Source organism: Cohaesibacter celericrescens (assembly GCF_002866925.1).
GTDB classification, from domain to species: Bacteria; Pseudomonadota; Alphaproteobacteria; order Rhizobiales; family Cohaesibacteraceae; genus Cohaesibacter; species Cohaesibacter celericrescens.
The window spans coordinates 203,358-226,832 of record NZ_PKUQ01000022.1 but is presented as its reverse complement, the minus strand read 5'-3'; the positions used below and the strand labels follow the sequence as shown (position 1 = coordinate 226,832).

General features: G+C 49.6%; 23 protein-coding genes. 21 read left to right on the top strand and 2 right to left on the bottom strand.

Going from position 1 to position 23,475, the window contains the following annotated elements:
• Window positions 1-44: 44 nt before the first annotated feature.
• From C0081_RS12385 to C0081_RS23240, 5 genes are all read left to right on the top strand, one after another.
• Window positions 45-1,319, top strand: coding sequence for a TRAP transporter large permease (locus C0081_RS12385; RefSeq protein WP_101534139.1), 1,275 nt, complete (start codon window positions 45-47; stop codon window positions 1,317-1,319).
• Window positions 1,320-1,323: 4 nt separating this feature from the next.
• Window positions 1,324-1,845: a TRAP transporter small permease gene (locus C0081_RS12380; RefSeq protein WP_101534138.1), complete on the top strand. Its 522-nt coding sequence runs from the start codon at window positions 1,324-1,326 to the stop codon at window positions 1,843-1,845.
• Window positions 1,846-1,865: 20 nt separating this feature from the next.
• A complete protein-coding gene (locus C0081_RS12375) occupies window positions 1,866-2,594 on the top strand; it encodes an SDR family NAD(P)-dependent oxidoreductase (RefSeq protein WP_101534137.1) in 729 nt (242 codons plus the stop codon).
• Between the two features lie 73 nt (window positions 2,595-2,667).
• Window positions 2,668-3,015, top strand: coding sequence for a hypothetical protein (locus C0081_RS12370; RefSeq protein WP_101534136.1), 348 nt, complete (start codon window positions 2,668-2,670; stop codon window positions 3,013-3,015).
• 393 nt (window positions 3,016-3,408) lie between these two features.
• On the top strand, window positions 3,409-3,552 hold the full coding sequence (locus tag C0081_RS23240) for a hypothetical protein (protein WP_180966880.1): 144 nt from the start codon (window positions 3,409-3,411) through the stop codon (window positions 3,550-3,552).
• A 176-nt stretch (window positions 3,553-3,728) separates the two neighbouring features.
• On the opposite strand, the gene C0081_RS12365 is transcribed toward C0081_RS23240, so the two are convergent.
• Together C0081_RS12365 and C0081_RS12360 are read right to left on the bottom strand one after the other, a co-directional pair.
• Window positions 3,729-5,876, bottom strand: a complete 2,148-nt coding sequence (locus tag C0081_RS12365; RefSeq protein ID WP_101534135.1) for a methyl-accepting chemotaxis protein — start codon at window positions 5,874-5,876, stop codon at window positions 3,729-3,731.
• A gap of 654 nt (window positions 5,877-6,530) precedes the next feature.
• Window positions 6,531-7,442 carry a DUF7973 family transport facilitator gene (locus tag C0081_RS12360; protein WP_101534134.1) on the bottom strand — a complete coding sequence of 304 codons (912 nt, stop codon included), beginning with the start codon at window positions 7,440-7,442 and terminating at the stop codon, window positions 6,531-6,533.
• A 789-nt stretch (window positions 7,443-8,231) separates the two neighbouring features.
• Here C0081_RS12360 and C0081_RS12355 point away from each other — a divergent pair.
• The 16 genes from C0081_RS12355 to C0081_RS12280 all read left to right on the top strand — a co-directional run bounded on the left by C0081_RS12355 (window position 8,232) and on the right by C0081_RS12280 (window position 23,452).
• On the top strand, window positions 8,232-8,813 hold the full coding sequence (locus tag C0081_RS12355) for a DJ-1/PfpI family protein (RefSeq protein WP_101534133.1): 582 nt from the start codon (window positions 8,232-8,234) through the stop codon (window positions 8,811-8,813).
• A 58-nt stretch (window positions 8,814-8,871) separates the two neighbouring features.
• A complete protein-coding gene (locus C0081_RS12350; RefSeq protein WP_101534132.1) occupies window positions 8,872-11,418 on the top strand; it encodes a glycyl radical protein in 2,547 nt (848 codons plus the stop codon).
• Window positions 11,419-11,558: 140 nt separating this feature from the next.
• Window positions 11,559-12,698, top strand: coding sequence for a 1-propanol dehydrogenase PduQ (locus tag C0081_RS12345; protein WP_101534131.1), 1,140 nt, complete (start codon window positions 11,559-11,561; stop codon window positions 12,696-12,698).
• A gap of 92 nt (window positions 12,699-12,790) precedes the next feature.
• Complete coding sequence (pduA, locus tag C0081_RS12340; RefSeq protein WP_101534130.1) at window positions 12,791-13,075, top strand: propanediol utilization microcompartment protein PduA; 285 nt, start codon at window positions 12,791-12,793, stop codon at window positions 13,073-13,075.
• Window positions 13,076-13,103: 28 nt separating this feature from the next.
• The gene (pduB, locus tag C0081_RS12335) at window positions 13,104-13,919 is read left to right on the top strand and encodes a propanediol utilization microcompartment protein PduB (RefSeq protein ID WP_101534129.1); all 816 of its coding nucleotides are present in this window, start codon (window positions 13,104-13,106) and stop codon (window positions 13,917-13,919) included.
• 18 nt (window positions 13,920-13,937) lie between these two features.
• Complete coding sequence (locus tag C0081_RS12330; protein ID WP_101534128.1) at window positions 13,938-14,531, top strand: BMC domain-containing protein; 594 nt, start codon at window positions 13,938-13,940, stop codon at window positions 14,529-14,531.
• 43 nt (window positions 14,532-14,574) lie between these two features.
• On the top strand, window positions 14,575-15,249 hold the full coding sequence (locus C0081_RS12325; protein ID WP_101534127.1) for a phosphate propanoyltransferase: 675 nt from the start codon (window positions 14,575-14,577) through the stop codon (window positions 15,247-15,249).
• 36 nt (window positions 15,250-15,285) lie between these two features.
• On the top strand, window positions 15,286-16,134 hold the full coding sequence (gene eutJ, locus C0081_RS12320) for an ethanolamine utilization protein EutJ (RefSeq protein WP_101534373.1): 849 nt from the start codon (window positions 15,286-15,288) through the stop codon (window positions 16,132-16,134).
• Window positions 16,131-16,922 carry a hypothetical protein gene (locus tag C0081_RS12315; RefSeq protein ID WP_101534126.1) on the top strand — a complete coding sequence of 264 codons (792 nt, stop codon included), beginning with the start codon at window positions 16,131-16,133 and terminating at the stop codon, window positions 16,920-16,922. Before eutJ ends, C0081_RS12315 begins: the two co-directional genes overlap by 4 nt.
• Before the next feature lie 9 nt (window positions 16,923-16,931).
• Complete coding sequence (locus tag C0081_RS12310) at window positions 16,932-17,207, top strand: EutN/CcmL family microcompartment protein (RefSeq protein ID WP_101534125.1); 276 nt, start codon at window positions 16,932-16,934, stop codon at window positions 17,205-17,207.
• Between the two features lie 11 nt (window positions 17,208-17,218).
• Window positions 17,219-17,719 (top strand): GlcG/HbpS family heme-binding protein, encoded by a 501-nt coding sequence (locus C0081_RS12305; RefSeq protein WP_101534124.1) that lies wholly within the window; start codon window positions 17,219-17,221, stop codon window positions 17,717-17,719.
• Window positions 17,720-17,723: 4 nt separating this feature from the next.
• Complete coding sequence (locus tag C0081_RS12300) at window positions 17,724-19,442, top strand: aldehyde dehydrogenase family protein (RefSeq protein ID WP_280952872.1); 1,719 nt, start codon at window positions 17,724-17,726, stop codon at window positions 19,440-19,442.
• Between the two features lie 109 nt (window positions 19,443-19,551).
• On the top strand, window positions 19,552-19,854 hold the full coding sequence (locus C0081_RS12295; RefSeq protein ID WP_101534123.1) for a BMC domain-containing protein: 303 nt from the start codon (window positions 19,552-19,554) through the stop codon (window positions 19,852-19,854).
• A gap of 87 nt (window positions 19,855-19,941) precedes the next feature.
• Window positions 19,942-20,859, top strand: a complete 918-nt coding sequence (locus C0081_RS12290; protein ID WP_101534122.1) for a glycyl-radical enzyme activating protein — start codon at window positions 19,942-19,944, stop codon at window positions 20,857-20,859.
• A 114-nt stretch (window positions 20,860-20,973) separates the two neighbouring features.
• Window positions 20,974-22,122, top strand: a complete 1,149-nt coding sequence (gene metK / locus C0081_RS12285) for a methionine adenosyltransferase (RefSeq protein WP_101534121.1) — start codon at window positions 20,974-20,976, stop codon at window positions 22,120-22,122.
• Complete coding sequence (locus tag C0081_RS12280) at window positions 22,091-23,452, top strand: sensor histidine kinase (protein ID WP_245417937.1); 1,362 nt, start codon at window positions 22,091-22,093, stop codon at window positions 23,450-23,452. The genes metK and C0081_RS12280 overlap by 32 nt, the downstream gene beginning before the upstream one ends.
• Window positions 23,453-23,475 lie beyond the last annotated feature (23 nt).

The window sequence follows — 23,475 nt, the reverse complement described above, 5'->3', positions numbered from 1 at the left end:
GACCAAGCGCCATTTTAATAGCAAAAAATGAGTTGGAGGAACGAATGTCACCAGCACTCATCTTTGCCGGATTGATTTTCTTCATTATGCTAGGGGTGCCAATTGCAATATCATTGGGCAGCATCTCCCTTCTTGCTATGACCGACAATCTTCCTGCTCTTGGGCTTATGGCTCAACGCATGTATTCTTCAACCACCAGCTTTACGCTTCTCGCTATTCCCTTTTTCATTTTGGCCGGCAACTTGATGAACACCGGTGGTATAACCGAAAAAATATTTCGGTTTGCCAAGGCGTCGGTTGGTCACTATTGGGGCGGCTTGGGTCAAGTTAACATCGTATCTTCCATGATCTTTTCCGGCATGTCTGGCGCTGCAGTTGCAGATGCCGCAGGCCTCGGGAAAATCGAAGTGAAAGCCATGGTCGATGATGGATATGACCCCGAATTTGCAGGAGCAATCACAGCTGCATCATCGACAATCGGTCCGGTTATTCCCCCATCCATTCCATTCGTTATTTATGGATCAATGACGGGCTTGTCTGTCGGCAAACTCTTCCTGGCAGGTATGGTCCCTGGCATATTGATGGCCGTAGCAATGGCAGTTGCCGTCAATCTAATTTCCAAAAAACGCAACTATCCGCGCAGACCAAAGGCTTCTTCCGCTGAAAAGTGGGACAGCTTCAAAGATGCGTTCCTGGCGCTTTTGACCCCCGTCATCATCGTGGGTGGCATTTTGGGTGGTTGGTTTACGCCCACTGAAGCGGCCATTATCGCTTGTATCTATGCTCTTATTCTTAGTGGTCTCGTTTATCGTGAGCTGACTTGGGCCAAGCTTATCGACATTTTGGAAGATACGCTGCTTCACACTGTGCGTGTGATGTTCATCATGGCAACCGCTGGATTTTTCGCTTGGGTTCTCATTCTCAATCAAGCGCCTCAGTCGCTAATTTCTGGCTTGACCTCAGTGACCCAATCTCCAACGCTGCTGCTGCTTATAATGATCGGCGTTTTGCTAATCCTTGGCATGTTCTTGGAAGGTATCGCCGTTATTCTGATTTGCGTTCCCATCTTCATGCCTCTTGTCAGCATGATCGGCATGGACCCCATTCAATTTGGTGTCATCATGATTTTGGCCTCTATGATTGGCCTGCTTAGCCCGCCAGTGGGAATGTGTCTGTATGCGGTTGCGTCCATCTCAAATGTCAAAGTGATGGCTCTGAGTAAGGAAGTGCTGCCATATATATTCGGGATCTTCGTCGTGCTTCTTCTCGTGGCATTCATTCCGGCCATTTCCCTCACAATAACCTCTTTGATCGGGTGATGTCATGCTTGCTGCAATTCTAAAAGTCGACAAGGTCCTGTATCGAGCTTTTCGTATCGTTTCTATCACGTTGCTTTGCTTGCTGTTCTTTCTGACTTCACTCAATGTGCTCCTTCGGTTTTTTCCCATATACTCCATGGGGTGGTTTGATGAAATCGTTGAGCTATCCTTCGCATGGTTGGTTTTTACAACAGCCGCAATGCTTTGGCGCAATCGGGAACATCCGCAGATAGACTTTTTGGAGGTCCTTTTTGAAGGAACCAGATGCCGGTATGCACTTCTTAGTTTGATTGAGTGCATCAACATCTTATTTCTTAGCGTGTTCGCCTATTACAGCACGACTCTGGTTCTAAAAGCCGCAGCTGCATCGCCCATTTTCCAGATTACAAGGAAGGTCTTCTATATCGCGATGCCTGTAACGGGTGTATATATGACCATCGTATCGCTGTTCTTTTTAGCCGCGCATTTAAGAAATTTGGCGGCTTATAACAAGACAAAAAACCTCTCGAACAATGACAGCGTATAAAACCGGAAAGGATTAAACATATGGCTAAAATTTTGATCACAGGAGCCAGCACCGGAATCGGTGCGGAAACGGCACGCTTGTTGGCCCCGAATAATGAGTTGTTTCTGGTTTATAATCGTTCCGTAGACAAAGCCAAAGCACTCGAAGTGGAATTGCTTGCGCTTGGCGCAAAGGTCAATTTGCTGCAGAGCGACATCACAAGTGAAATCGCTTGCATTGAGCTATTCAGAAAAATCGGAGAACTGACCGATAGTTTGGATGTTTTGGTCAACAACGCTGGTGGACTCGTGCGCAGACAGCCAGTTGATGGTCTTGAGTGGCAGTTGATGGAAGAAATCTTCAGCCTCAACGTATTTTCTTTGATGAAAATCAGTTCTCTCGCCGTGCCGTTTTTGCGCAAGGGCACCAACGCCAATATTGTCAATATCACCTCAATTGTCGTTCGCCATGGCGCGCCGACAGCAACACTTTACGGTGCGGCTAAAGGGGCGGTTGATACCTTCACACGCGGACTTTGCAAAGAGTTGGCACCAAACATTCGTGCAAACTCGGTTTCTCCGGGTGTCATCGATACGCCGTTTCATGAGAAAGTTTCCACTCCCGAGCAAATGGATGCCTGGGCTGAGGGCAATCCTCTCAAGCGCAATGGTCAACCAAGCCACATTGCCTCTGCAATTAAATTGCTAATCGATAATGATTTCATCAATGGTGAGAGCATTGACGTAAATGGCGGACTAACAATTCGTTAGTATCAGAAAGGGGGGGAGGCATTGGTTTTGCAATGTCTCCTCCTGACTTGAATTGTATTTGGAGAAGAGATCTATGAACCGAGCAGCCAAGGCCCGAGATCTGATTTATGGCAATATTGATGCCATCATGGATAATTCCCAGCGCCTGCAAGCTGAGAAAACCGTCTCATTGACTGTCTTGCTCGATCCTCAATTCATTCAGGAGCACACAGATCTGAATGATATTTCTGAAATTTTTGCACTTGCCGGACAAGATGAAGTCAGCGAAGAATCTTTGGACAAAATTTCCGATGCCGTGTGGCAAGAAATATTGGTGAAGCACTCCAAATTTTCGTCTTGGGAAGATATGTTCACTGCTGCATCTCAGCGATTTGTTAGAAGTAGGCTGCTCGAAGGTATTGACGTGCCCGAGGGTTTATAAAAGGCAGTGTAACTGGTTAAGTGGCATGACTGGCAGGGCAATTGTCCTGACGGTTCTGTATTGTTTGTCCTCCAAAACCTAAACGGATAGGGGCGTCACTTTCCGGGTAATCAAAAGCTTCGGCAGAAATCTCTTCAGTATTTTAAAAAGGGAAAAACCTAAGCAAATACTGATGTATTGGTGACAATTTGTTACGCATGGCCACCGTAAAAATTTGCTATGACGATGCTATGCTTCTTCGGCACTTAAATGATCTGCTGGCTGTGCATGATAGGGTAGAAGTGGCACCAAAGCGGCTATTTGCGAAACCACCGCTACACCGATAATAAGAACTTTTCAAAAAGTCATGCGCAACGTTAGCCGCTTCGTTCCCTCGTTATGGGAGATAAGTGCATGCGCAGTATTATTGCCTTTTTCATCGAGACCAAACCGATGATGTATCGCTTCAGCTTCATTACCCTTCAGAGCCAATCCGAACGCAATGAAGTCTTCATTTGGTCTGTTTTCAGTTCACTAGTTTTTATGATGACAATCTGAAATAGGGAGAGTTTTTTAGGCAATGCCAAATGTTTTCAGCGCCTGTGGTGCGGAAATCTCAGTATATGGGAAGCTTTGAAGGGGGACCTGAAACAAATTGAGTCTATGCACCCAGATCCCGTCTCCAATATCGCTTTTTGGTTTTATCGACTTCCTAAGTAGCAGCGCCACACCTCTTATGCTGCGCGGATTTTGTCAAGAAAGTCATATAGCTTAACCGAGAGCTGTTCGCCATTCGATGCCAACTCTGCTGATGCGGATTGCAGCTGAGCAGCTGCGGAACCTGTCTCAGCGGCTGCGTGGGTTACACCTGAAATATTCTCGGACACTTCCCCTGTACCAGCTGCGGCTTCCTGAACATTATTTGCAATCTCTCGTGTGGCTTCCAATTGCTGCTCGATAGCTACAGCGATTGAGTCCGAGATGGTGCTCATCCGTGTAATGGTCTGGCTTATGCCATCGATGCGACCAACAGATTCTTGCGTTGAGGCCTGCATGTCAATGATTTGCGACGAAATCTGGTCCGTGGCTTTTGCTGTTTGACTTGCCAATGCTTTGACTTCTGACGCCACAACAGCAAACCCTTTGCCAGCTTCCCCTGCACGGGCCGCTTCGATCGTTGCGTTCAGCGCTAGCAGGTTGGTTTGGTTGGCAATATCCTGGATCATTTGCACAACGCTACCGATGTTTTGCGCACCCTTGAGCAAGCTATTGATGGTTACGTTGGCCGCATCTGCTTCTGAGACGGCTTGTTGAGAGATCTGTGCTGACTCGTTCACCTGTCGCCCTATTTCACCGACTGACGCAGACAGTTCCTCTGTGGCTGCGGCCACCGTTTGAACATTGCTGCTTGCTTCTTCAGAGGCTGCTGCAACCGTTGTTGCTTGGCTGGATGTTTCTTCCGCATTTGCGGCCATGGCCGATGCCGTTGCGTTGAGCTCGGTTGCAGAAGAAGAAACAATTTCTACAATGGCGCCAACTGACCCCTCAAACTCATCGGCAAGTTGTTGCATCATGGCTTTCTTTTGTCCTGCCGCTTCTTGCTCCCTATGATTTTGCTCTGCTCTTAATCGATCACCCTCGATCATTTTTTCTTTGAACAGTTGAACGGCCTTGGCCATCTTGCCAACTTCATCTTCTCGGTCGCGGCTTGGCACGTCAATTTCATAATCTTGATTGGCTAGACGAGACATGACACCGGTCATAGCAAGAATGGGGGATGCAATTCCGCGTGCAATCACCCAACCCAAGGCACCAACGATAACAAGTATAATGATAGCCTCAACGACAATAGAGAAGATGAGTGAGTCGACGGGTTTTGCTATTTCAGCAAGATCTTTTTCGCCTATGACAGCCCATTTCACGCCTTCAAACTCAAAGGGGCGATATGCGGACAAAACCGGGATATCCCTATAATCCAAAGTTTCGGAAACACCAGCATTATTGTTGAATGCGGATTGCACCCCCAAGGTGTTTATCTTGCGGGTCAAAATAGTACTTTCTTTTGAAAACCGAGAATCGCTTCTCATAAGTTTGTCTGCGCCTACAAGATAGGTCTCACCGGTCTCTCCCATGCCATCTGTGGCCTGCATCAGGCTATTGATGCGTTCAATCGGCATTTGGAAAGCGAGGACACCTAGGAGCTTTCCATTGTCCCTAATTGAGGTGGCAATGAAGCTTGCAGGGGCATTTTTGCTTGGGCTATAGGCTTGGAAATCAGTAAAGGCTACTTCTGAGGGGCCGCCCTGATTTGCGGTTGCAAATACTTTACTTAGATTCGTGTCTTTCCAGCGCCCTGAGGTGGCATTTGTCGCATAATCCAGTTCTTTGAATACGCTGTAAACCAAGTCGCCATTTGGTGCGAACAAAAAGATATCGTAATAGCCGCGTGCTTCCAGAAAAGAACTGAACCAAGGGTGAAACCGTTCATGAGCGGCGTTGTAACTATTATTGCTTTTCGCACGAAGTAATTTTTGTTTTTCACCTTCGGGATGAGGGTTGTTGACTATATAGTCTTTTTGCAAAATATCTTCGGCGTCTGCACCTAAATCTTTGAATGAGGATGAAAAGGCCGTCAGCGCCAGTTTTGCTTGTTCCGATGCTGCTAGGGTCGTCAAATCTTCCTTGATGCTACCCAAATATGTTTCCAGTGCACTAGATCTTGCCGCCACTAAAGCCGTTAACTGCTCTGCGCTTTGGGTTTTGAGAGCATCACTGGACTTCACAACACTCAAGATGCTGATGGCAACCACAGAGACCAATGCGACCGCTCCAATCAGAAGCGGGATTTTTTTTGATAGCGAAATATTGGAAAATGAAACCATCGTTTCCTCACAGCCTTCGTATAGTCATAAACATTAGAATTTTTATAAATTCCGTCTAACATTTGGTTAAATTCTGAAGTTGTTTGGATAACAAGGGTGGTTTTAATTGTATATTTTAAGTATCTGCGCAGTAGTACCTATCATTACTGAGTGAACTAATCAGCAAAAGGTGTGTAAAGTCTATTTTGCAACTATATGTATTTGGGATGTTGCTGTCTCATTCAATGGTTTTTGTTTCTTACTTCGGAGTTCAAGTCTAGGGGCTGGCTCATTTAAACCAGGCCATCCCATTCTGGTTGTCGAAAAATCTACTTGAAAATTGTAAGGCCTAGCTGTCTTCGCTCGAAGGAGGCTCACGCCTGTGCTGCCTGTTTTGCAATAGAGGGCTTATCTCTGGGACTATTTGTTTGGAATGGGGAACACTGGCGCAATGCTGCATCTGAATATGAACCAAACAAGACTTTGTGCAGCTGCTTTATGCGTTGGAGTATGTTCTGTGTCGCCAGATAGCTTCAGCATGTGCCCACAAACGCTAAAACCGGCTTAGGATCGTCAACGGGGGATCGTAGATTTGATATTGGGCAGGCTTCAAACAAACAATGCGAAGCCTGTAAGGCTCCGCACTGATTGTGTTCAATATAAGAAGTGGCCGGACTAAACTGGCATCGGGATCATCGCCCAGAATCCAACAGCGGTCAGGAAGTTAAACACCATCGTCATGAGGGCAATGGTGCAGGCTGGTGGATCGATATGGGTGTCGCCGTGGCACAGGAATAAGCGAGCAGCCACTTCACCGGCATAGGCACAAACCAACCCTGCAATACATGCCCAGATCATGCTTCCGGACGCAGCGCCAACGATAGCAGCGGGCAGGGCTATATGGTGTGTCACGGGCAATGATAGACCGAGTGCCAGGAAAAACAGGCTAGCGGCGGCAATACCAAAAGCGAGCAGAGCACCGGTCATGCCATAAGTAATGCCAAGCCAACCGCCGAGCAGCCCGACACCGAGCCCTATTACAGCAAGCTGACCACATTCGCTCTGGAAGGCCAGCCATTTGGTTGAATCTGTTGGGTCAAAAAACTTGCGCCCTTTTTCAGCTTTGCCAAAAATGCCGGTCTTTCCCCATAGAAGACGCGCGATGAAGGCGGAAATAACAACACAAATACCGGGATAGTCGGTCCAAGCCAAACCTGGTCCAAACTCGGGTACTTGTGAGACAATCCAGCATAACACGTATCCCAGAATACCGAATGCGCCGCCAACGAGTAGTACGTCCGGGCTGTTCAATCCCATTCCAGCCGTTACGATATTGCGGCCGCTTTCAAGTTTACCCTTATGGGCAGCATAAGCCGCAGCGGCCACCCCTGAAGCAAAGCCACCCACATGCGGCCCAAAGGCACCAAAGGGGACGCCGAAAAAATCTGTTGCTTCAGGCGCGACACTTAACTGTATAGCGACGCCAATCATAGTCAGAAATCCGATGAAGGAAAAGGCGGATAGTGCACCTATCGCTGCACCAAATATGCCGCCGCCAAAAGCGACGAGCAAACCAATTGCGGTCATTCTTTTCTCCCTAAAACTTTCTAATTGTCCGCGATCCAAAATGCGGATCACAAAGCCCGACGCAGACCATTTCCATCACTCTCCCAGATGGCTTGTCATAAGAACCCCGGCCGAGAAGATTGTTGAGTTCCTACCTATGTTCAGAGCGTCGGCTATGTATGGGTTTGATTGTATTTCGAGTAGAAATTAGAATTTTCTATCTAGAAATAGTCCAATATTAAGTAATAATCGCTACAGTCAGTAGCTATACTTGAATTAGATTTATTGAAAATATGCCGCGCAAGTCAACGGGATCAATTTGATCTTCATAGGTAAATATTTGACATGCTGGATGTCTGCGGTTCAGAGCTTCTCGGAAACACCCATCTTCAGCATTCAAATGCTATGAAACATTGGCCTTGGGTTGAATTATTAAGTAATAAAAACAATGGTATAGAACGTTTATGGTCCTGAGGATCAACATCCATATACATATCCCGCATGCTTTTCTCAAAGCGTTTATCTTTTGTCGTTGTGGCCGAGGTGAGGGAAGTTTTGCGCCTTGAAATGACAGATATTTCCCTGTGTGAGGTGAGGCTTGAGACGAAATTTTCTCTAAAAATATATATAAATATTTGAAATATATAATGAAAATCAGTTTTTGCGGTAAGTTGTTAGTCGAAGGCAATATATTACCCGTGAAAGACAAACCTGTCCGTTGACCAAAAGTGAACCCAAAGCGTAACGTTTGCAAACGCGGCGAAAGTAAAACGTTCGTCGCCAGTAACGTCGGAGGAGGAACTTGGCGTAATGGTGAGGATTATCATAATAGCTGGTGATTATTCTGAAGATTACGAAGTCATGGTTCCGTATCAAGCGCTTCTTATGCTTGGTTTTATAGTCGATGTTGCGTGCCCGGGTAAGAAAAAGGGAGAGTTTATCCGTACGGCCATCCATGAATTCGAAGGTGAACAAACTTACTCGGAGAAACCCGGACATTTGTTTCGCCTCAATGCATCCTTCGGGGTGATTGAAGCTGAGCAATATGACGGTCTTTATCTTGCGGGAGGGCGCGCTTGCGAATATTTGCGGTTGAACGGAGCGGTTCTGGACCTTGCTCGACACTTCATGACGAAGAAAAAGCCTATCGCGGCGATCTGTCATGGAGCTCAGATTTTAACTGCCGCCGATGTTGTGCGTGGCCGACGTCTGACAGCCTATGCAGCTGTCGAACCGGAAGTGCGCATGGCCGGTGGTGAATTTATCAAAGTTGAACCGGAAGCCTCTGTCGTTGACGGAAATCTGGTGACGGCGCCTGCTTGGCATGGTCACCCGGCGATGTTGCGCGATTTTGTCTCACTGTTGGTTCGCGAAACGAGCACTGAAGGGTAGCCCGGTCTGTTTCTGGCGCATGCGTAAGGAACCCGGTTGCTATGGCCTGGAGGAAAGAATGATAGAAAAAGGTTTTTCACAACCAACCGACCGTATTGTGAGGTTGAAAAATCAGATCCTGAACGCGCGGCCTTTTGTCGAGTCCGAACGCGCAGTGCTGGTTACCGAGGCTTACAAGGAAACCGAAGGGCTTTCCGCGATCATGCGTCGCGCCAAGGCAGCAGAAAAGATTTTCAACAATCTGCCAGTCACCATCCGTGAAGACGAATTGATAGTCGGTTCTATTACCAAAAACCCGCGTTCGACCGAAATTTGCCCGGAGTTCTCATTTGACTGGGTTGAAAATGAATTTGACACAATGGCAAGCCGCGTTGCCGACCCATTTGAAATTCCTAAGGATACAGCGGCTGATCTGCATGAGGCCTTCAAATACTGGCCCGGCAATACCACCAGTGATTATGCTGACTCCCTAATGTCAAAAGAAGCCAAAGACTGCATCGCCAATGGTGTGTTCACTGTCGGTAACTATTTCTATGGCGGCGTCGGCCACGTCTGTGTTGATTATGGCAAAATCTTGAAAATCGGTTTCCGGGGCATCATCGAAGAAGCCGTAAAAGCTATGGATGCAATGGATCGTATGGATCCCTCTTACATCAAAAAACAGCAATTCTACGAAGCGATTATCATTACCTATAACGCGGCCATCAATTTTGCTCATCGTTATGCTGCCAAGGCAGATGAACTTGCCAAAGCGGAAAGCAATCCAACCCGCAAACAGGAATTGCAGCAGATTGCTAAAAACTGTGCTCACGTCCCTGAATATCCTGCTTCCAACTTCTGGGAAGCTTGCCAGTCTTTCTGGTTTGTCCAGAGCATGTTGCAGATTGAATCCTCTGGTCATTCCATCTCTCCTGGTCGCTTTGACCAATATATGTATCCTTATCTGGAGGCTGACAAATCTATCAGTCGTGAAGCGGCTCAAGAACTGATTGATTGCATCTGGGTCAAGCTCAACGACGTCAACAAAACCCGCGATGAAGTCTCCGCGCAGGCCTTTGCCGGTTATGCCGTGTTCCAGAACCTATGCGTTGGTGGTCAGACTGCTGATGGGCTGGATGCAACCAATGATGTGTCCTACATGTGTATGGAAGCGGTTGCTCACACAAAGCTACCCGCGCCTTCTTTCTCGGTTCGTGTCTGGCAGGGCACCCCTGATGCTTTCCTCTTCCGGGCAACCGAAGTGGTTCGTCTCGGCTTTGGTGTTCCAGCCATGTATAATGATGAAGTGATCATTCCATCTCTTCAGAACCGTGGTGTCTCTCTTGCAGACGCCCGTGATTATGGCATCGTCGGCTGTGTTGAACCGCAGGCTATTCACAAAACCGAAGGCTGGCACGACGCTGCATTCTTTAATGTTGCCAAAGTTCTGGAAATCACGCTGAACAACGGCAAAAACGGCACCACGCAACTGGGTCCGGTTACCGGTGAGATGACCAATTGGCATTCTCTGGATGACTTTTACGCCGCCTTTGAAGCCCAAATGGCCTATTTCGTCAAATATCTGGTCGAAGCTGACAACTGCGTTGACATTGCGCACGCAGAAAAAGCGCCTTTGCCATTCCAGTCTGCCATGGTTGACGATTGCATCGGCCGCGGTACATCCGTTCAGGAAGGCGGAGCGCTGTATAACTTCACCGGCCCTCAGGCCTTTGGTGTCGCGGACACCGGTGACTCTGTCTATGCCATGAAGAAATTTGTCTTTGACGAGAAAAAAATCTCCATGGCCGACCTGAAAGAGGCACTTGATGCCAACTTCGGTCAACCGGTTGGAGCTAAGGCTGCTTCCGCTATTGGTGAAGACCTGACTGAAGATCAGGTTTATGCGGCAGTCCGTAAGGTGCTGAACAATAACAATTCGATGGATGTTTCCAGTCTTAAGGATCAAGTCTATCGCACCTTGGAAACCAACAAATCCGGTGCTACCCCTTCAAAATATGAAGATATCCGCCGCATGTTGGATAGTGCTCCAAGCTTCGGCAATGATATCGATGAAGTGGATATGATTGCTAGAAAATGTGCTCAGATCTACTGCATGGAAGTGCAAAAATATACCAACCCACGTGGTGGTCAGTTCCAAGCTGGTATCTATCCAGTGTCAGCCAATGTTTTGTTCGGTAAAGATGTGGCAGCTCTGCCAGATGGTCGTCCGGCCAAAGCTCCTCTGGCTGATGGTGTGTCTCCTCGTCAAGGCAAGGATATCAACGGTCCAACGGCCGCTGCCAATTCGGTTGCTAAACTGGATCACTTCATCGCATCCAACGGCACACTCTATAACCAGAAGTTCCTGCCTTCTGCCCTTGCTGGCGATACCGGCATCCTCAACTTCACCTCTGTGGTGCGCTCTTACTTCGATCACAAGGGCATGCATGTTCAATTCAACGTAATTGACCGGCAAACCTTGATCGATGCGCAGCGTGAACCGGAAAAACACAACGACCTTGTGGTCCGCGTGGCTGGCTATAGCGCTCAGTTCGTGGTGCTGGCCAAAGAGGTTCAAGACGACATCATCAGTCGTACGGAGCAGAATTTGACAGCAAGCTGCTGAGAAGTCCCTGACTTTTCGGACCAGATCCGGTCACTCAAGTTTTCCGGATCTGGTGGCTAGCATGACGCTGTCGGCGAATTCCCCAGTTCTCCGGCAGCGCCTTCCCAACAAGAAATCAAGCAGTTAAGGACTTCTGTTTAATGGCTCGTTACCAGTGTTTTTATCCCAAGACCGAGATTGTCTTCGGACCAGACTTGCTAGAACGATTGCACGCCTATAGCGGCCAGAAGGTCGGTATTGTCACTGATGCATTCATGGTGAAGTCGGGTGCGCTGGATCGGGTTCAGGCCTATCTTGGCGGAAGCGAATGTCTCGTGTTTGACGAAGCCATTCCAGAGCCACCTGTACAAACAGTGTCCAAGGGTGCAAGCCTTTTCTCAGACTTTGATCCCGACGTGTTGATTGGGCTTGGTGGTGGGTCGGCCATCGATGCCGCAAAAGCCATTCTTGCCGTTGTTAGGGAAGTGAAGCCTGATCGTAGAATACAATTGGTCGCCATTCCAACAACCAGCGGCACCGGATCGGAAGTGACAGCCTATGCGGTTATTTCTGACCCGGAAAACGGCAAGAAAATACCTTTGGTTTCAAGGGATCTCGTGCCCGATGTCGCCTTGCTGGATCCGGAGTTTGTTCGCACAGCACCGCTCAATGTGACCGTCGATTCCGGCATGGACGTCATTACCCATGCGATTGAAGCTATTGTTGCGACGGGAGCAAACCATTTCACTGATGCGTGTGCTGAAAAAGCACTGGAACTGGCTTTTGCATTTTTACCAAAGGTCTATGCCGATGGGAACGATTTGGCCGCGCGTGATGCCATGCATCAAGCGTCCTGCCTGGCCGGTCTGGCCTTCACTGCCTCGGGGCTGGGTATCAATCATGGCTTGGCGCACGCCATCGGCGGGCAAATGCATATCGTGCATGGCCGCATCAATGCGATGCTGATGCCGATCGTCATCGAATATAATGCAGGTCTGCCTGCAATGTCTCCAGATTGCCGACCAACGGCTGAAAAATATGCTCGGATTGCAAAAAGAATTGGGTTGCATTTCCCGAGTACTGAGAAGGGCGTTTACGCGCTGGTCCATGCAATCGAAAAGCTGAATGCCAAATTCGGAATTCCAAAAACTATGAAAGCGCATGGTGTCGATATGAACACCTACGCTCGTAGTGAGCAAACTCTCGTCAATGCCGCGCTTGCGGACGCGTGCACCGCCACCAATCCGCGTAAACCGACAGCACAAGACCTTACGATCTTGCTGCATCGTGTTGGCGGTTAGGGGATAGGAGGACAGGAGGACGCCAATCACTCAAATTACAAACTTGATACCTTACTAGGTCAATTTCTGAACACTCAAATATGGAGAAGACAATGCAACAAGAAGCGTTGGGAATGGTTGAAACCAAAGGTCTCGTCGGCGCAATTGATGCCGCTGACGCAATGGTCAAATCAGCAAATGTCACCTTGGTTGGCTATGAAAAAATTGGCGCCGGGCTGGTCACTGTCATGGTGCGTGGCGATGTGGGCGCAGTGAAAGCTGCAACCGATGCAGGCGCTGTCGCTGCCGAGAAAGTTGGATCCGTGGTTTCTGTCCATGTCATCCCACGGCCACACACCGAAGTTGAAAAAATTCTGCCACAGATCAAGTCAGAATAGTAACCCCTGATCAAGAGGAGTATCGACAATGAAAGACGATCTTGTCGAACAGATCATGGGCGAGGTTATCCGCAAAATGGGTGGAAGCGAAAGCTCCACCCAGGCAGAACCTGAAGCCCAAGCTGCCAAATCATTTGGTGGCGCAATGGCCGGCTGTGGTCTGACCGAATTCGTTGGCACAGCCATCGGTAACACAATCGGTCTGGTCATCGCTAATGTTGATCCACTGCTGCATGAAAAGATGAATATCGACAAGAAATACCGGTCGATCGGCATTGTTGGTGCTCGCACAGGCGCAGGGCCGCACATTTTTGCAGCTGACGAAGCAGTCAAGGCAACCAACAGTGAAGTTGTTTTGATTGAACTGCCTCGCGACACCGAAGGTGGGGCCGGTCACGGTTCTCTGATCATTTTTGGTGCAGAGGATGTGTCTGACGCGCGCCGTGCCGTTGAAGTCACTCTGAGTGAAGTTGAACGCACTTTCGGTGATGTTTATGGCACCCCCGCTGGTCATCTGGAATTCCAGTATACCGCTCGGGCCAGTTCCGCACTTGCCAAAGCCTTTGGCGCTCCTCTGGGGCAGTCATTTGGTATCACTGTTGGGGCACCTGCTGCCATCGGTGTGTTGTTGGCTGATACGGCTGCCAAAGCAGCAACCATTGAAGCTATCGGCTATTCCTCACCAGGCAATGGCACCAGTTTCAGCAACGAAGTCATCTTCACATTTTCCGGTGACTCAGGTGCCGTGCGTCAAGCCATCATTGCAGCTCGCGAAGTTGGCAAACAAGTGATCGCAGCACTCGATCCGGCGGACGTCGTGTCTTCGACAACCCCATATATCTAAGAAAAAAAGAGGATCGTCATGGTACAGAAAAGCCTTGGATTGATTGAAGCAACTGGTTTGCTTACGGCCATTGAAGCGGCAGACTCCGCAGTGAAATCAGCCAATGTAGAATTGGTGGGCTACGAGTTTGCTAAAGGCGGTGGCATGACGGTCATCAAACTTTACGGAGAGATTGGCGCCATTAATGCCGCTGTCTCGGCAGCGCGTGTTTCCGCCGCTAAGGTGGGTCAGATTGTGTCGACGAGCATCATCGCACGCCCAGCTGATGGCGTGGAAGCGATGGTCATAAATGCAGACACGGTGGGTGTAAATCTCCCCAAACCACCACATGACACCCCTCCAGATGCCACTCCCTCGGGCGATGGTGGCGGCAAAGACACCAAGCCTGATGACCAGTCCGACCAACCCCCAGAGCCTAGCCCTCAAGAAGCGGGTTCTGGCGATACAGAAAAATTGGTGGCTGTCGAGCTGAAGCCTGAACAAGTGGAAGCCGACAACGTGGTGTCTGTTCAACAGTTGAAAACCGAAGAACAGAGTTCTGCGGAGGCGCAGCCGGTTGACCCCTCCAAAACGGTACATAAAAGCGCAAGATCTCGTCGAAGACGCGGATAAAGCTCAAACAAACGACCTATAAGACCAAAAGAAAAGAAACCCCATGCAAAACACACATGACATGATCGACCGGGTCGTCGCCGAAATTTTGGCAAAAGCCATGGGTCAGGCTGCCAGTCAAACCGCCGTTATTGCAGAGCAAGATCCATCGCTTGTACCGATTGGCGTCTCCAATCGTCACATTCATTTATCGCGCCCCGATTTGGATGCCTTGTTTGGACCGGGTTCCGATTTGACACGCAAGAAAGCCATGAAACAGCCCGGTCAATATGCGGCGGAAGAAACGGTGATTTTGCGCGGCCCGAAAGGCGAAATCGGAAAGGTGAGGGTACTTGGGCCCCTGCGCAAGGAAACCCAAATTGAAGTCTCAATCGCCGATGGTTTCACCTTGGGGATCAAAGCGCCGTTGCGCATGTCTGGTCAGCTGGAGGCCTCTGCTGGTATTGAAGTTGTTGGACCCAATGGCAGCGTCAAAAAAGAAGACGGTGTGATCGTAGCGCAGCGGCACATTCATATGTTGCCTGAAACCGCACGTTCTCTTGGCATTAAAAATGGCGAAGAAGTCAGTGTTGAAATAGGCGGCCCGCGCGGCGGCATCATGCATCACGTAGCCATTCGCGCCGCTGAAGCATCCGGCCTTGAAATGCATATTGACATTGAAGAGGCCAATGCTTTTGGGCTGAAAAATGACGATCATGTTCGTATCCTCAAGGCATAAATGTGGCGGCAAACGCAGCAAACAAGAGAGACTGAAATGACGGATTCGAATGCCATATTGAACGCATTTGCCACGCTAATCCGGGACAAAACCATCGTCGCCCATGAGGATCGTGCTTCCGGCCCGCTCAAATGCGGCGTCGATCTAGGGACAGCCAACATCGTTCTATCGGTATTGGATGCAGACAATCGTCCCGTCGCCGGTGCAACGCATCGTTCAACTGTCGTACGTGACGGCATTGTCGTTGATTATATCGGAGCGGTGCAAGCAGTCAGAAAGCTCAAAGCCGAGCTTGAAGAACGACTTGGTGAGCCTCTCTTGCAAGCCGCAACAGCCATCCCTCCGGGCATTTCGCCGGGCAATGCCAAAGCGATAGGCAATGTGGTTGAGGCTGCTGACTTCCAATTGATGGAAATTATTGACGAGCCATCTGCTGCGGCGCGCGTTCTCAAGGTGAGCGATGGTGCCGTCGTCGATGTTGGCGGCGGCACAACCGGCATCAGTATTCTCAAAAATGGCAAAGTCCTTGATGCCTTTGATGAAGCGACCGGCGGTACACACATGACATTGGTTTTGGCCGGTGCGCGTGGATTGTCCTTTGAAGCGGCCGAGGTAGCAAAATTAGATACGGCAAACGAACGCGATGTATTTGCGGTGGTGCAGCCCGTCGTCGATAAGATGGCCAGTATCGTTTCCGGCTTTCTGGTCAACCATGATGTTGATGACATCTATGTGGTAGGTGGTGCCTGTGTTTTTTCCCAGTTTGAAAAGGTATTCGCCAGCCAGACCGGCAAAAGTGTTCATAAGCCAGCCGAGCCTCTGCTGGTTACGCCGCTTGGCATCGCTATGTATGAGAATAACGGTCCAGAAGGGAGCCTGCAATGACCCCTTTGGAACAGGCGATAAACATGGCTTTGATCAAGCTAGTCTCCGAGCGTGTGGTGGAGCGGCTAACCGCACAAAAACAGTCCGCCCTTGTTGTATTTGACGGGTCTATCCATGGCCTGATTGACGCTCATAAGTCTGTTGAGGCATTACGCGAGGCAGGCTGGAAGCTCGATCTGTTCTGCGCGAAAGAAGCATGTGGGCAATCCCACAAAGCTTGTGCTGGATGCAAATCCACTGCAGCAACAGATCTAACGGGCGCGGATATTCAAAAGCGGCTGGATGGTTGTGGTGTCGTTGTTGCTGCCAGCATGGCTGTGTCTCTGGCTGCAAAAGTGACGATGGGCATTGCCGACGATCCCGTATCTCGCCTGCTGACAACCGCATTGGAGCTGGGCAAACCGATTGTCGCTGCTAGAGACGGATGTTGCCCAACCTGTCGCGGTCGTGAAGACCGCGGCTTTGGTGCCAATTCTGCCTATCGCGCCATGATGGTGTCGCATCTGACAACGTTGGTAAATTACGGTGTCAAACTGTGTGATGCCACAAATTTGGCACAGGCCGTGATGGGCCTAATACCAAGCGAGCGTCAAACCACGTCAAACAGCTTGGTAAGTCAGGCGCCAGCGCGCGTTAACGCGCCATCGCAAACCGGAAAGCGGGTCATCGGCTGGAGTGACGCAAAACGCTTCAAGGGTCAGGCCCTGCATCTGGACCATAATCAATTGATTACGCCGTTGGCCGCTGAAGAACTGCGTGCCCGCAACATCCGCATCATTAAAGGCTAGGGGGAAGCAATGCATATTGCAAAAGTCATCGGAACAGTGGTCTCGACCAGCAAGGATGAATCCCTACTTGGTTCCAAGTTGCTTGTTGTGGCCAGATTGAACGAAAAACTGGAGCCGGATGGCTACACCGAAATCGCAGTGGATACGGTCGGTGCCGGCAATGATGAAGTAGTCATTGTCACCACCAACAGCTCGGCTCGACAAGCTGCTTTGCTGCAAGATTCCGTCACCGATGCCACTATCGTGGGCATCGTGGACACCATTGAGACAAAGCATGATTGGTAAGGATCAAGCGGATGCTGACGGCAGAAAACAGAGCGCAGATTGCTCACTTGATCCAGCAAGAGATCTCGCAACAGAGCCCTGGACCGCTGACCCTGAAGGAGGCCAAACATCTTGCGGCTTTGGCGGAACAGAAAGCGAAGGCGATTGGTGTTCCTATTGTCATTTCGATTGCGGACACAGAAGGTCAGCAGATTTTGTTTCACCGGATGACGTCAAGTCTACCAGCAAGCGCACAGTTGGCGACCGATAAAGCGCATACCGCAGCAAGTTTTCGGATGTCGACCCATGAATTGGGGCTGTTGGCACAGCCGGGTGGCATGTTGTTCGGCGTCCAAGCCAACAATGGTGGGCGGACGGTTCTTTTTGGCGGCGGCGTGCCTGTTCGCCGCAACGGCGTTGTGGTTGGCGCGATTGGTGTCAGTGGTGGCACAGCAGATGAAGACATGCTGATCGCTGACCACGCGCTTTACATTTTTTTGGAACATGCAGGGCGCTGCCCTGAGGAAGGATAAAGCAGTGAACGATCAAAAGATCGCAGACGCTGTAGCGAAAGTTCTCAGCGGTTTTGGAGGCACCAACACGACACCCGTGAGTGACGCGCCAAAGGTCAACAATAGTCCAACCAGTGCGGCTCCCGGCAATATGGTTTCCGAAATTTTGGCGAAAATCATGAGCGAGACCGGAAAGACTTCTCCCAGCTCTGATGCTCAGAATGAATATGTACCAAGCCCAACCAAATGTGGCTGGGAACGTAGCAAAAGCAGTGAAAGCCCAAACGATATTATGGTCACCGATATTGTCGCCAAGCTACTGGCTGAAAAACATGGCGGACGTGTTTCTGATTGTTCCGCTCCAGTGGGCTGCCCCTACAAGGCTTCTGACGCCATCACGGTTGCTGAAGGAGAAATGACGACGCTTGGTGATGGTGTTTTCGCTAGCATGGACGAAGCGGTAAACGCTGCGGAACTTGCTCAACGCCAATATCAGTTTTGTTCCATGCAAGCGCGGCAGCAATTCATTGACGGCATTCGTGAAGTAACCTTGGTGCAGGACAATCTTGAACGCATTTCACGCATGGGCGCTGAGCAGACCGGTATGGGGAACTATGAGCATAAGTTGATCAAAAACCGGATAGCTGCAGAAAAAACGCCGGGCATCGAAGATTTGACCACCGAAGCGCAGAGCGGAGACAATGGACTGACATTGGTTGAATATTCGGCCTTCGGGGTCATTGGTGCCATTACGCCAACCACCAATCCGACAGAAACCATCATTTGTAATTCGATTGGTATGCTGGCCGCAGGCAATGCCGTTGTCTTCAGTCCACACCCAAGAGCGACGGAAGTATCTTTGCTTATGATCAAGCTGATCAACCGCAAACTTGCTACGTTGGGCGCTCCAGCCAATCTGGTTGTAACAGTGCAGACGCCTTCCATCGATAACACAAACGCCATGATGGCTCACCCCAAAGTGCGCATGCTGGTGGCAACTGGTGGTCCGGGCATCGTCAAAACGGTGATGTCTACGGGTAAAAAAGCCATCGGGGCAGGCGCGGGCAACCCACCAGTCGTTGTTGATGAGACTGCGGATATCGAAAAAGCCGCGCAAGATATCGTCAACGGCGCCAGTTTTGACAACAATCTGCCATGCATTGCCGAAAAGGAAATCATCGCGGTCGATCAGATTGCCGATTATTTGATTTCCTGTATGAAAAAATGCGGTGCTTACTTGGTTAGCGATCCTGCCGTCATCACCAAACTGGAAAAGCTGGTGATCAACACAAAAGGAACACCAGAAACCTCCTGTGTAGGGAAAAGTGCTGTTTACTTGCTGGATAAGGTTGGCATCACGGTGGATGACAGCGTGAAAATCATCTTGATCGACCTTCCCAAAGACCATCCCTTTGTTCAGGAAGAATTGATGATGCCGATTTTGCCTCTGGTAAGGGTGCAAACCGTTGATGAAGCCATTGATTTGGCTGTCGAAGTGGAACATGGCAACCGGCACACGGCCATCATGCACTCCACCAATGTGCGCAAACTGACCAAAATGGCCAAGCTCATTCAGACCACGATCTTTGTCAAAAACGGCCCGTCCTATGCAGGCATCGGGGTCGGAGGCGAAGGCTATACTACTTTCACCATTGCCGGACCAACCGGTGAGGGGCTGACATCACCCAAATCGTTCGCCCGCCGTCGCAAATGCGTCATGGTCGAAGCTTTGAACGTACGATGACGTCCCAGAAGAACGGGATTGATCTACACCGATCCCGTTCTTCATCCAAAAAACATGCCCTGAAGAGGGTGACCAAGACTAGAAAATTCTTGAGGGAGGAACTTCCGCTATGAATGTCCGGATCATTAATGCGCCACAGCCTGAAGTGTTGCAAATGCTCCAGCGGCGGATGCCTCCGCATGGCAGAGCATGGGCAAAAGAGCATCGGGTGGGGTCTGTCGGCCTCATTCAGGCCAGTGTTACTGACCTCTTTTTCTTCTCGGATCTGGCCATGAAGGCGTCAGACGTCTTTACCGTCGAGATCTACGGCACCTGTCCGCAGCACGTTACCACATTGGCGGTGTTGGGTGAGACGTCTGCGGTGAAGGCGGCCATGGACGCGATCAAGGCGGCAGAACAGCCTGGCTTTTGACTGACCGGATTGCACAACAAACAAACGAAGCGTCGAGCCATGGGGACACCATGGCAAAGTGATGCCTGAAAAACAAGCGGGACCAAAATGAACCAGATTGACTATGAAAAAGAGGGTGTTGTTTTCGACATCCAGCGCTATTCGATCCATGATGGCCCCGGAATTCGAACCATTATTTTCTTGAAGGGCTGTCCGCTTCGCTGCCGCTGGTGCAGCAACCCTGAATCTCAAAATCCTGAACCTGAGCTTCTCTATCAAGCATCTGATTGCATCCATTGTGAACGTTGCATTCCCGTTTGTCCGGTACAGGCCCTTTCGCGTGACAATCCGGGGTTTGTTGATCGGGATAAATGCATCTCTTGTGGCAAATGCGCAGAAGTGTGTCCGACCAATGCGTTGACTCAATCTGGGCGTCGTATGTCTATCCAGCAGGTAATTCATGAAGTGGGAAAGGATGCGACACACTATCGTCGCTCCGGTGGCGGTATCACCCTGTCGGGAGGCGAGCCACTATTCCAGCACCAGTTTGCCAAGGAATTGTTGAAGGCATGTCACGAACGTGGGTGGAGCACCGCGATTGAAACCACCGGTTATACGACACGGGAAATCGCCCGTGATGTTATCCCTCATGTGGATCATTTGTTGTTGGATCTAAAGGTGGTTGATCCAGCTGTTCATCTGGCCAATACCGGTGTCGATAATCGTATCATTTTGGAAAATGCGCTTTGTATGGCCTCGCTTACCAAGACAGTGGTCCGCGTTCCTGTGGTGCCGGGTTTTAATGATAGCGAAAAAGCGATTGGCGATATTGCCGCCTTTGCCAAACTCATGCCCGGTGTCGATACCATTCATCTTCTTCCTTATCACAGCTATGGCGAGAATAAATATGCGTTGTTAGGGCGCCCTTATCCGATGGGAAATCTTGAGGCTATGCCAAAGGATGCAATAGGCCCCTTGGTCAAGGTCGTCGAGGAAGCCGGTTTTTCCTGCGTTATTGGCGGTTGACAGTTGAATGGATACCAAACCCAAGGGAAATGAACCTGTCGTCCGAACCTGAATGAAGAGGGCAGACAACAGATCTAACATCTGCTGTAAAACAGACCAAAAAGCGAAAGAAGGATGTCAATGAAATTTGTAAGTTCGGAATCCGTTACCGAAGGGCATCCCGATAAGGTCTGTGATCAGATTTCAGACGGCATCCTGGACGCCTATCTTGCCCAAGACCCTTACGCCCGGGTTGCCGCTGAAGTTATGGTCGCAGGTGATACGGTCTTCATCGCGGGGGAGATAACCTCTCATGCCCATGTTGAAATTGCGCCGATCGTGCGGGAGACACTGCATAAAATAGGGTATGATGATCCCGCGTTAGGGTTCGAAGCTGACACTTGTTTCATTGTCACCAGTTTGCGTGAACAGTCGCCAGACATCGCGCAAGGCGTTTCTCACGGCGATAGCTTAGGTGCTGGCGATCAGGGTATTTTTTATGGTTTTGCCTGTGATGAAACCGATTGTTTCATGCCGGCCCCAATCCACTATGCCCATCAGTTAACAGCAAGGTTGGCAGATGCGCGACACAGTGGCGCGCTTCCCTGGCTCAGACCAGATGGCAAAGCTCAAGTCACCATGAGCTATGATGAAAATGATCGCCCAGATCGGTTGAGCTGTGTAATTGTCTCAACCCAGCATGATGCTGAAGTTAATAGACAAAACATCATCCGAGGCGTTATTGAAGAGGTTGTTTATCCTGTCTTTGGTTCCTTGTTGACGTCCCAAACACGGTTGCTGATCAATCCCACTGGCCGTTTTGTTGAAGGCGGGCCGATTGCCGACACCGGGTTGACCGGACGCAAACTTATGGTGGATACTTACGGGGGAATTGCTAGGCACGGAGGAGGTGCTTTTTCTGGCAAGGATCCGACCAAAGTTGACAGGTCTGCTGCCTATATGGCGCGCTATATCGCCAAGAATATTGTGGCTGCCGGACTTGCCAAAAAATGTGAAGTTTCTCTCGCTTTTGCTATAGGTCAACCTGATCCCGAGATGATCGATGTAAACTCCTTTGGGACAGCGACAATCAATTCCGAAAAATTGGTTCTCGCGGTTAAAGAGGTTTTTTCTTTATCCGTTTCAGGCATGATCAAAGCATTGAATTTGCGCCGTCCAATCTTCAAAGACACGGCTGCATATGGGCATTTTGGGAGAGAGCACAAAGGATTTCTATGGGAGGAAATAGACCGTGCAGCAATCCTACGAAGGCTTTGCGGATGAGGGATTTATCAGCACTAGAATGAGTTCAGGAAAATCTGTGACAGGAGAGCCAGAGGGTGTTACTCGCAAGAGTTTAGTAGACCTGATCAGTGTGGATGTTCTGCAAAAAGTGCAGGATGACTTTAGTGATGCAGTTGGTGTTGCCATTGTTATTGTCGATCCCGATGGTGTACCCGTTACAAAACCGAGTGGTTTTACGTCTTTTTGCAACACCATCCGGCAAACAGAAAAGTTTCGTGAGCGCTGCTTTCATTGTGATGCGGTGGGTGGCCGAATTGCACTGTCTACGGGCGAGCCCTCAATCTACAAATGTCATTGTGGTCTGGTGGATTTTGCAGCGCCAATCACGATGAAAGGGCACTATATCGGGGCTGTGGTTGGAGGGCAGGTCAAGCTGACTGGCGACGACAAGGACGTCAAGCTTGAAGACATGTCTACGATATTTGCAACCGCAGAATCCTGGAAAGAAGATGCAAATCTTCTCTCTCTACACAGTGAGACTTGGGATATTTCCTACAAGCGATTGCGTAGCGCCGCCTTTTCCTTGCTCAATATCGCCTCCTATTTGGTAGAAGAGAGCTATTCCAATGTGGTTTCTCAGGAGCTCTACAGTAAAAATTTGCGCCTCATGGAAGAGTCCAAACGGCGTGTGGAGCTGGAAAAATCACTGCGGGAATCTGAACTGCAAGCTCTGTCCTATCAGGTCAATCCGCATTTCTTGTTTAATGTGTTGAACACAATATCCCGCCTTGCGCTGATTGAGAATGCAGATGAAACGGAACGCACCGTGCATGCCTTTGCCGACATGATGCGTTACGTTTTAAAGAAAAGTGGCTCGCAGTTTGCCCCATTGGCAACCGAAGTGGAGCATGTCCGGAACTATCTCTATTTACAGCAACTTCGATTAGGCGATCGCTTTGAGATCAAAATTGACGTGCCGGAAGCTTTTAACGATGTGCTATGCCCGTTCATGGTGCTGCAGCCTATCGTTGAAAATTGCATAAACTATGCGGTAGAACCACGCCAAGAGGGCGGTGTGATCGACCTGTGTGCCTATTCTGACGGTCAGGATATAATCATTGATATCGAGGACAACGGCGAAGGTATAACTCCAAAACGTAAGCAAGCGGTTTTGAAGGGCGAGGCAGACCACGGGGATCGCAAAAGTATTGGGGTTCATAACGTGGATAGTCGCCTTAGGCATTTCTTCGGAGACGATTATGCGCTTGAAATGGTTAGCCCTTATCGCAACGGTAAAGGAACATTGGTGCGTATCCGTTTCCCTATGGAATTTGATCCTTGCAAGTTTCTAATGGTGGACAAGGTTTGATTGGGCCGCAACAGATGAAAGCA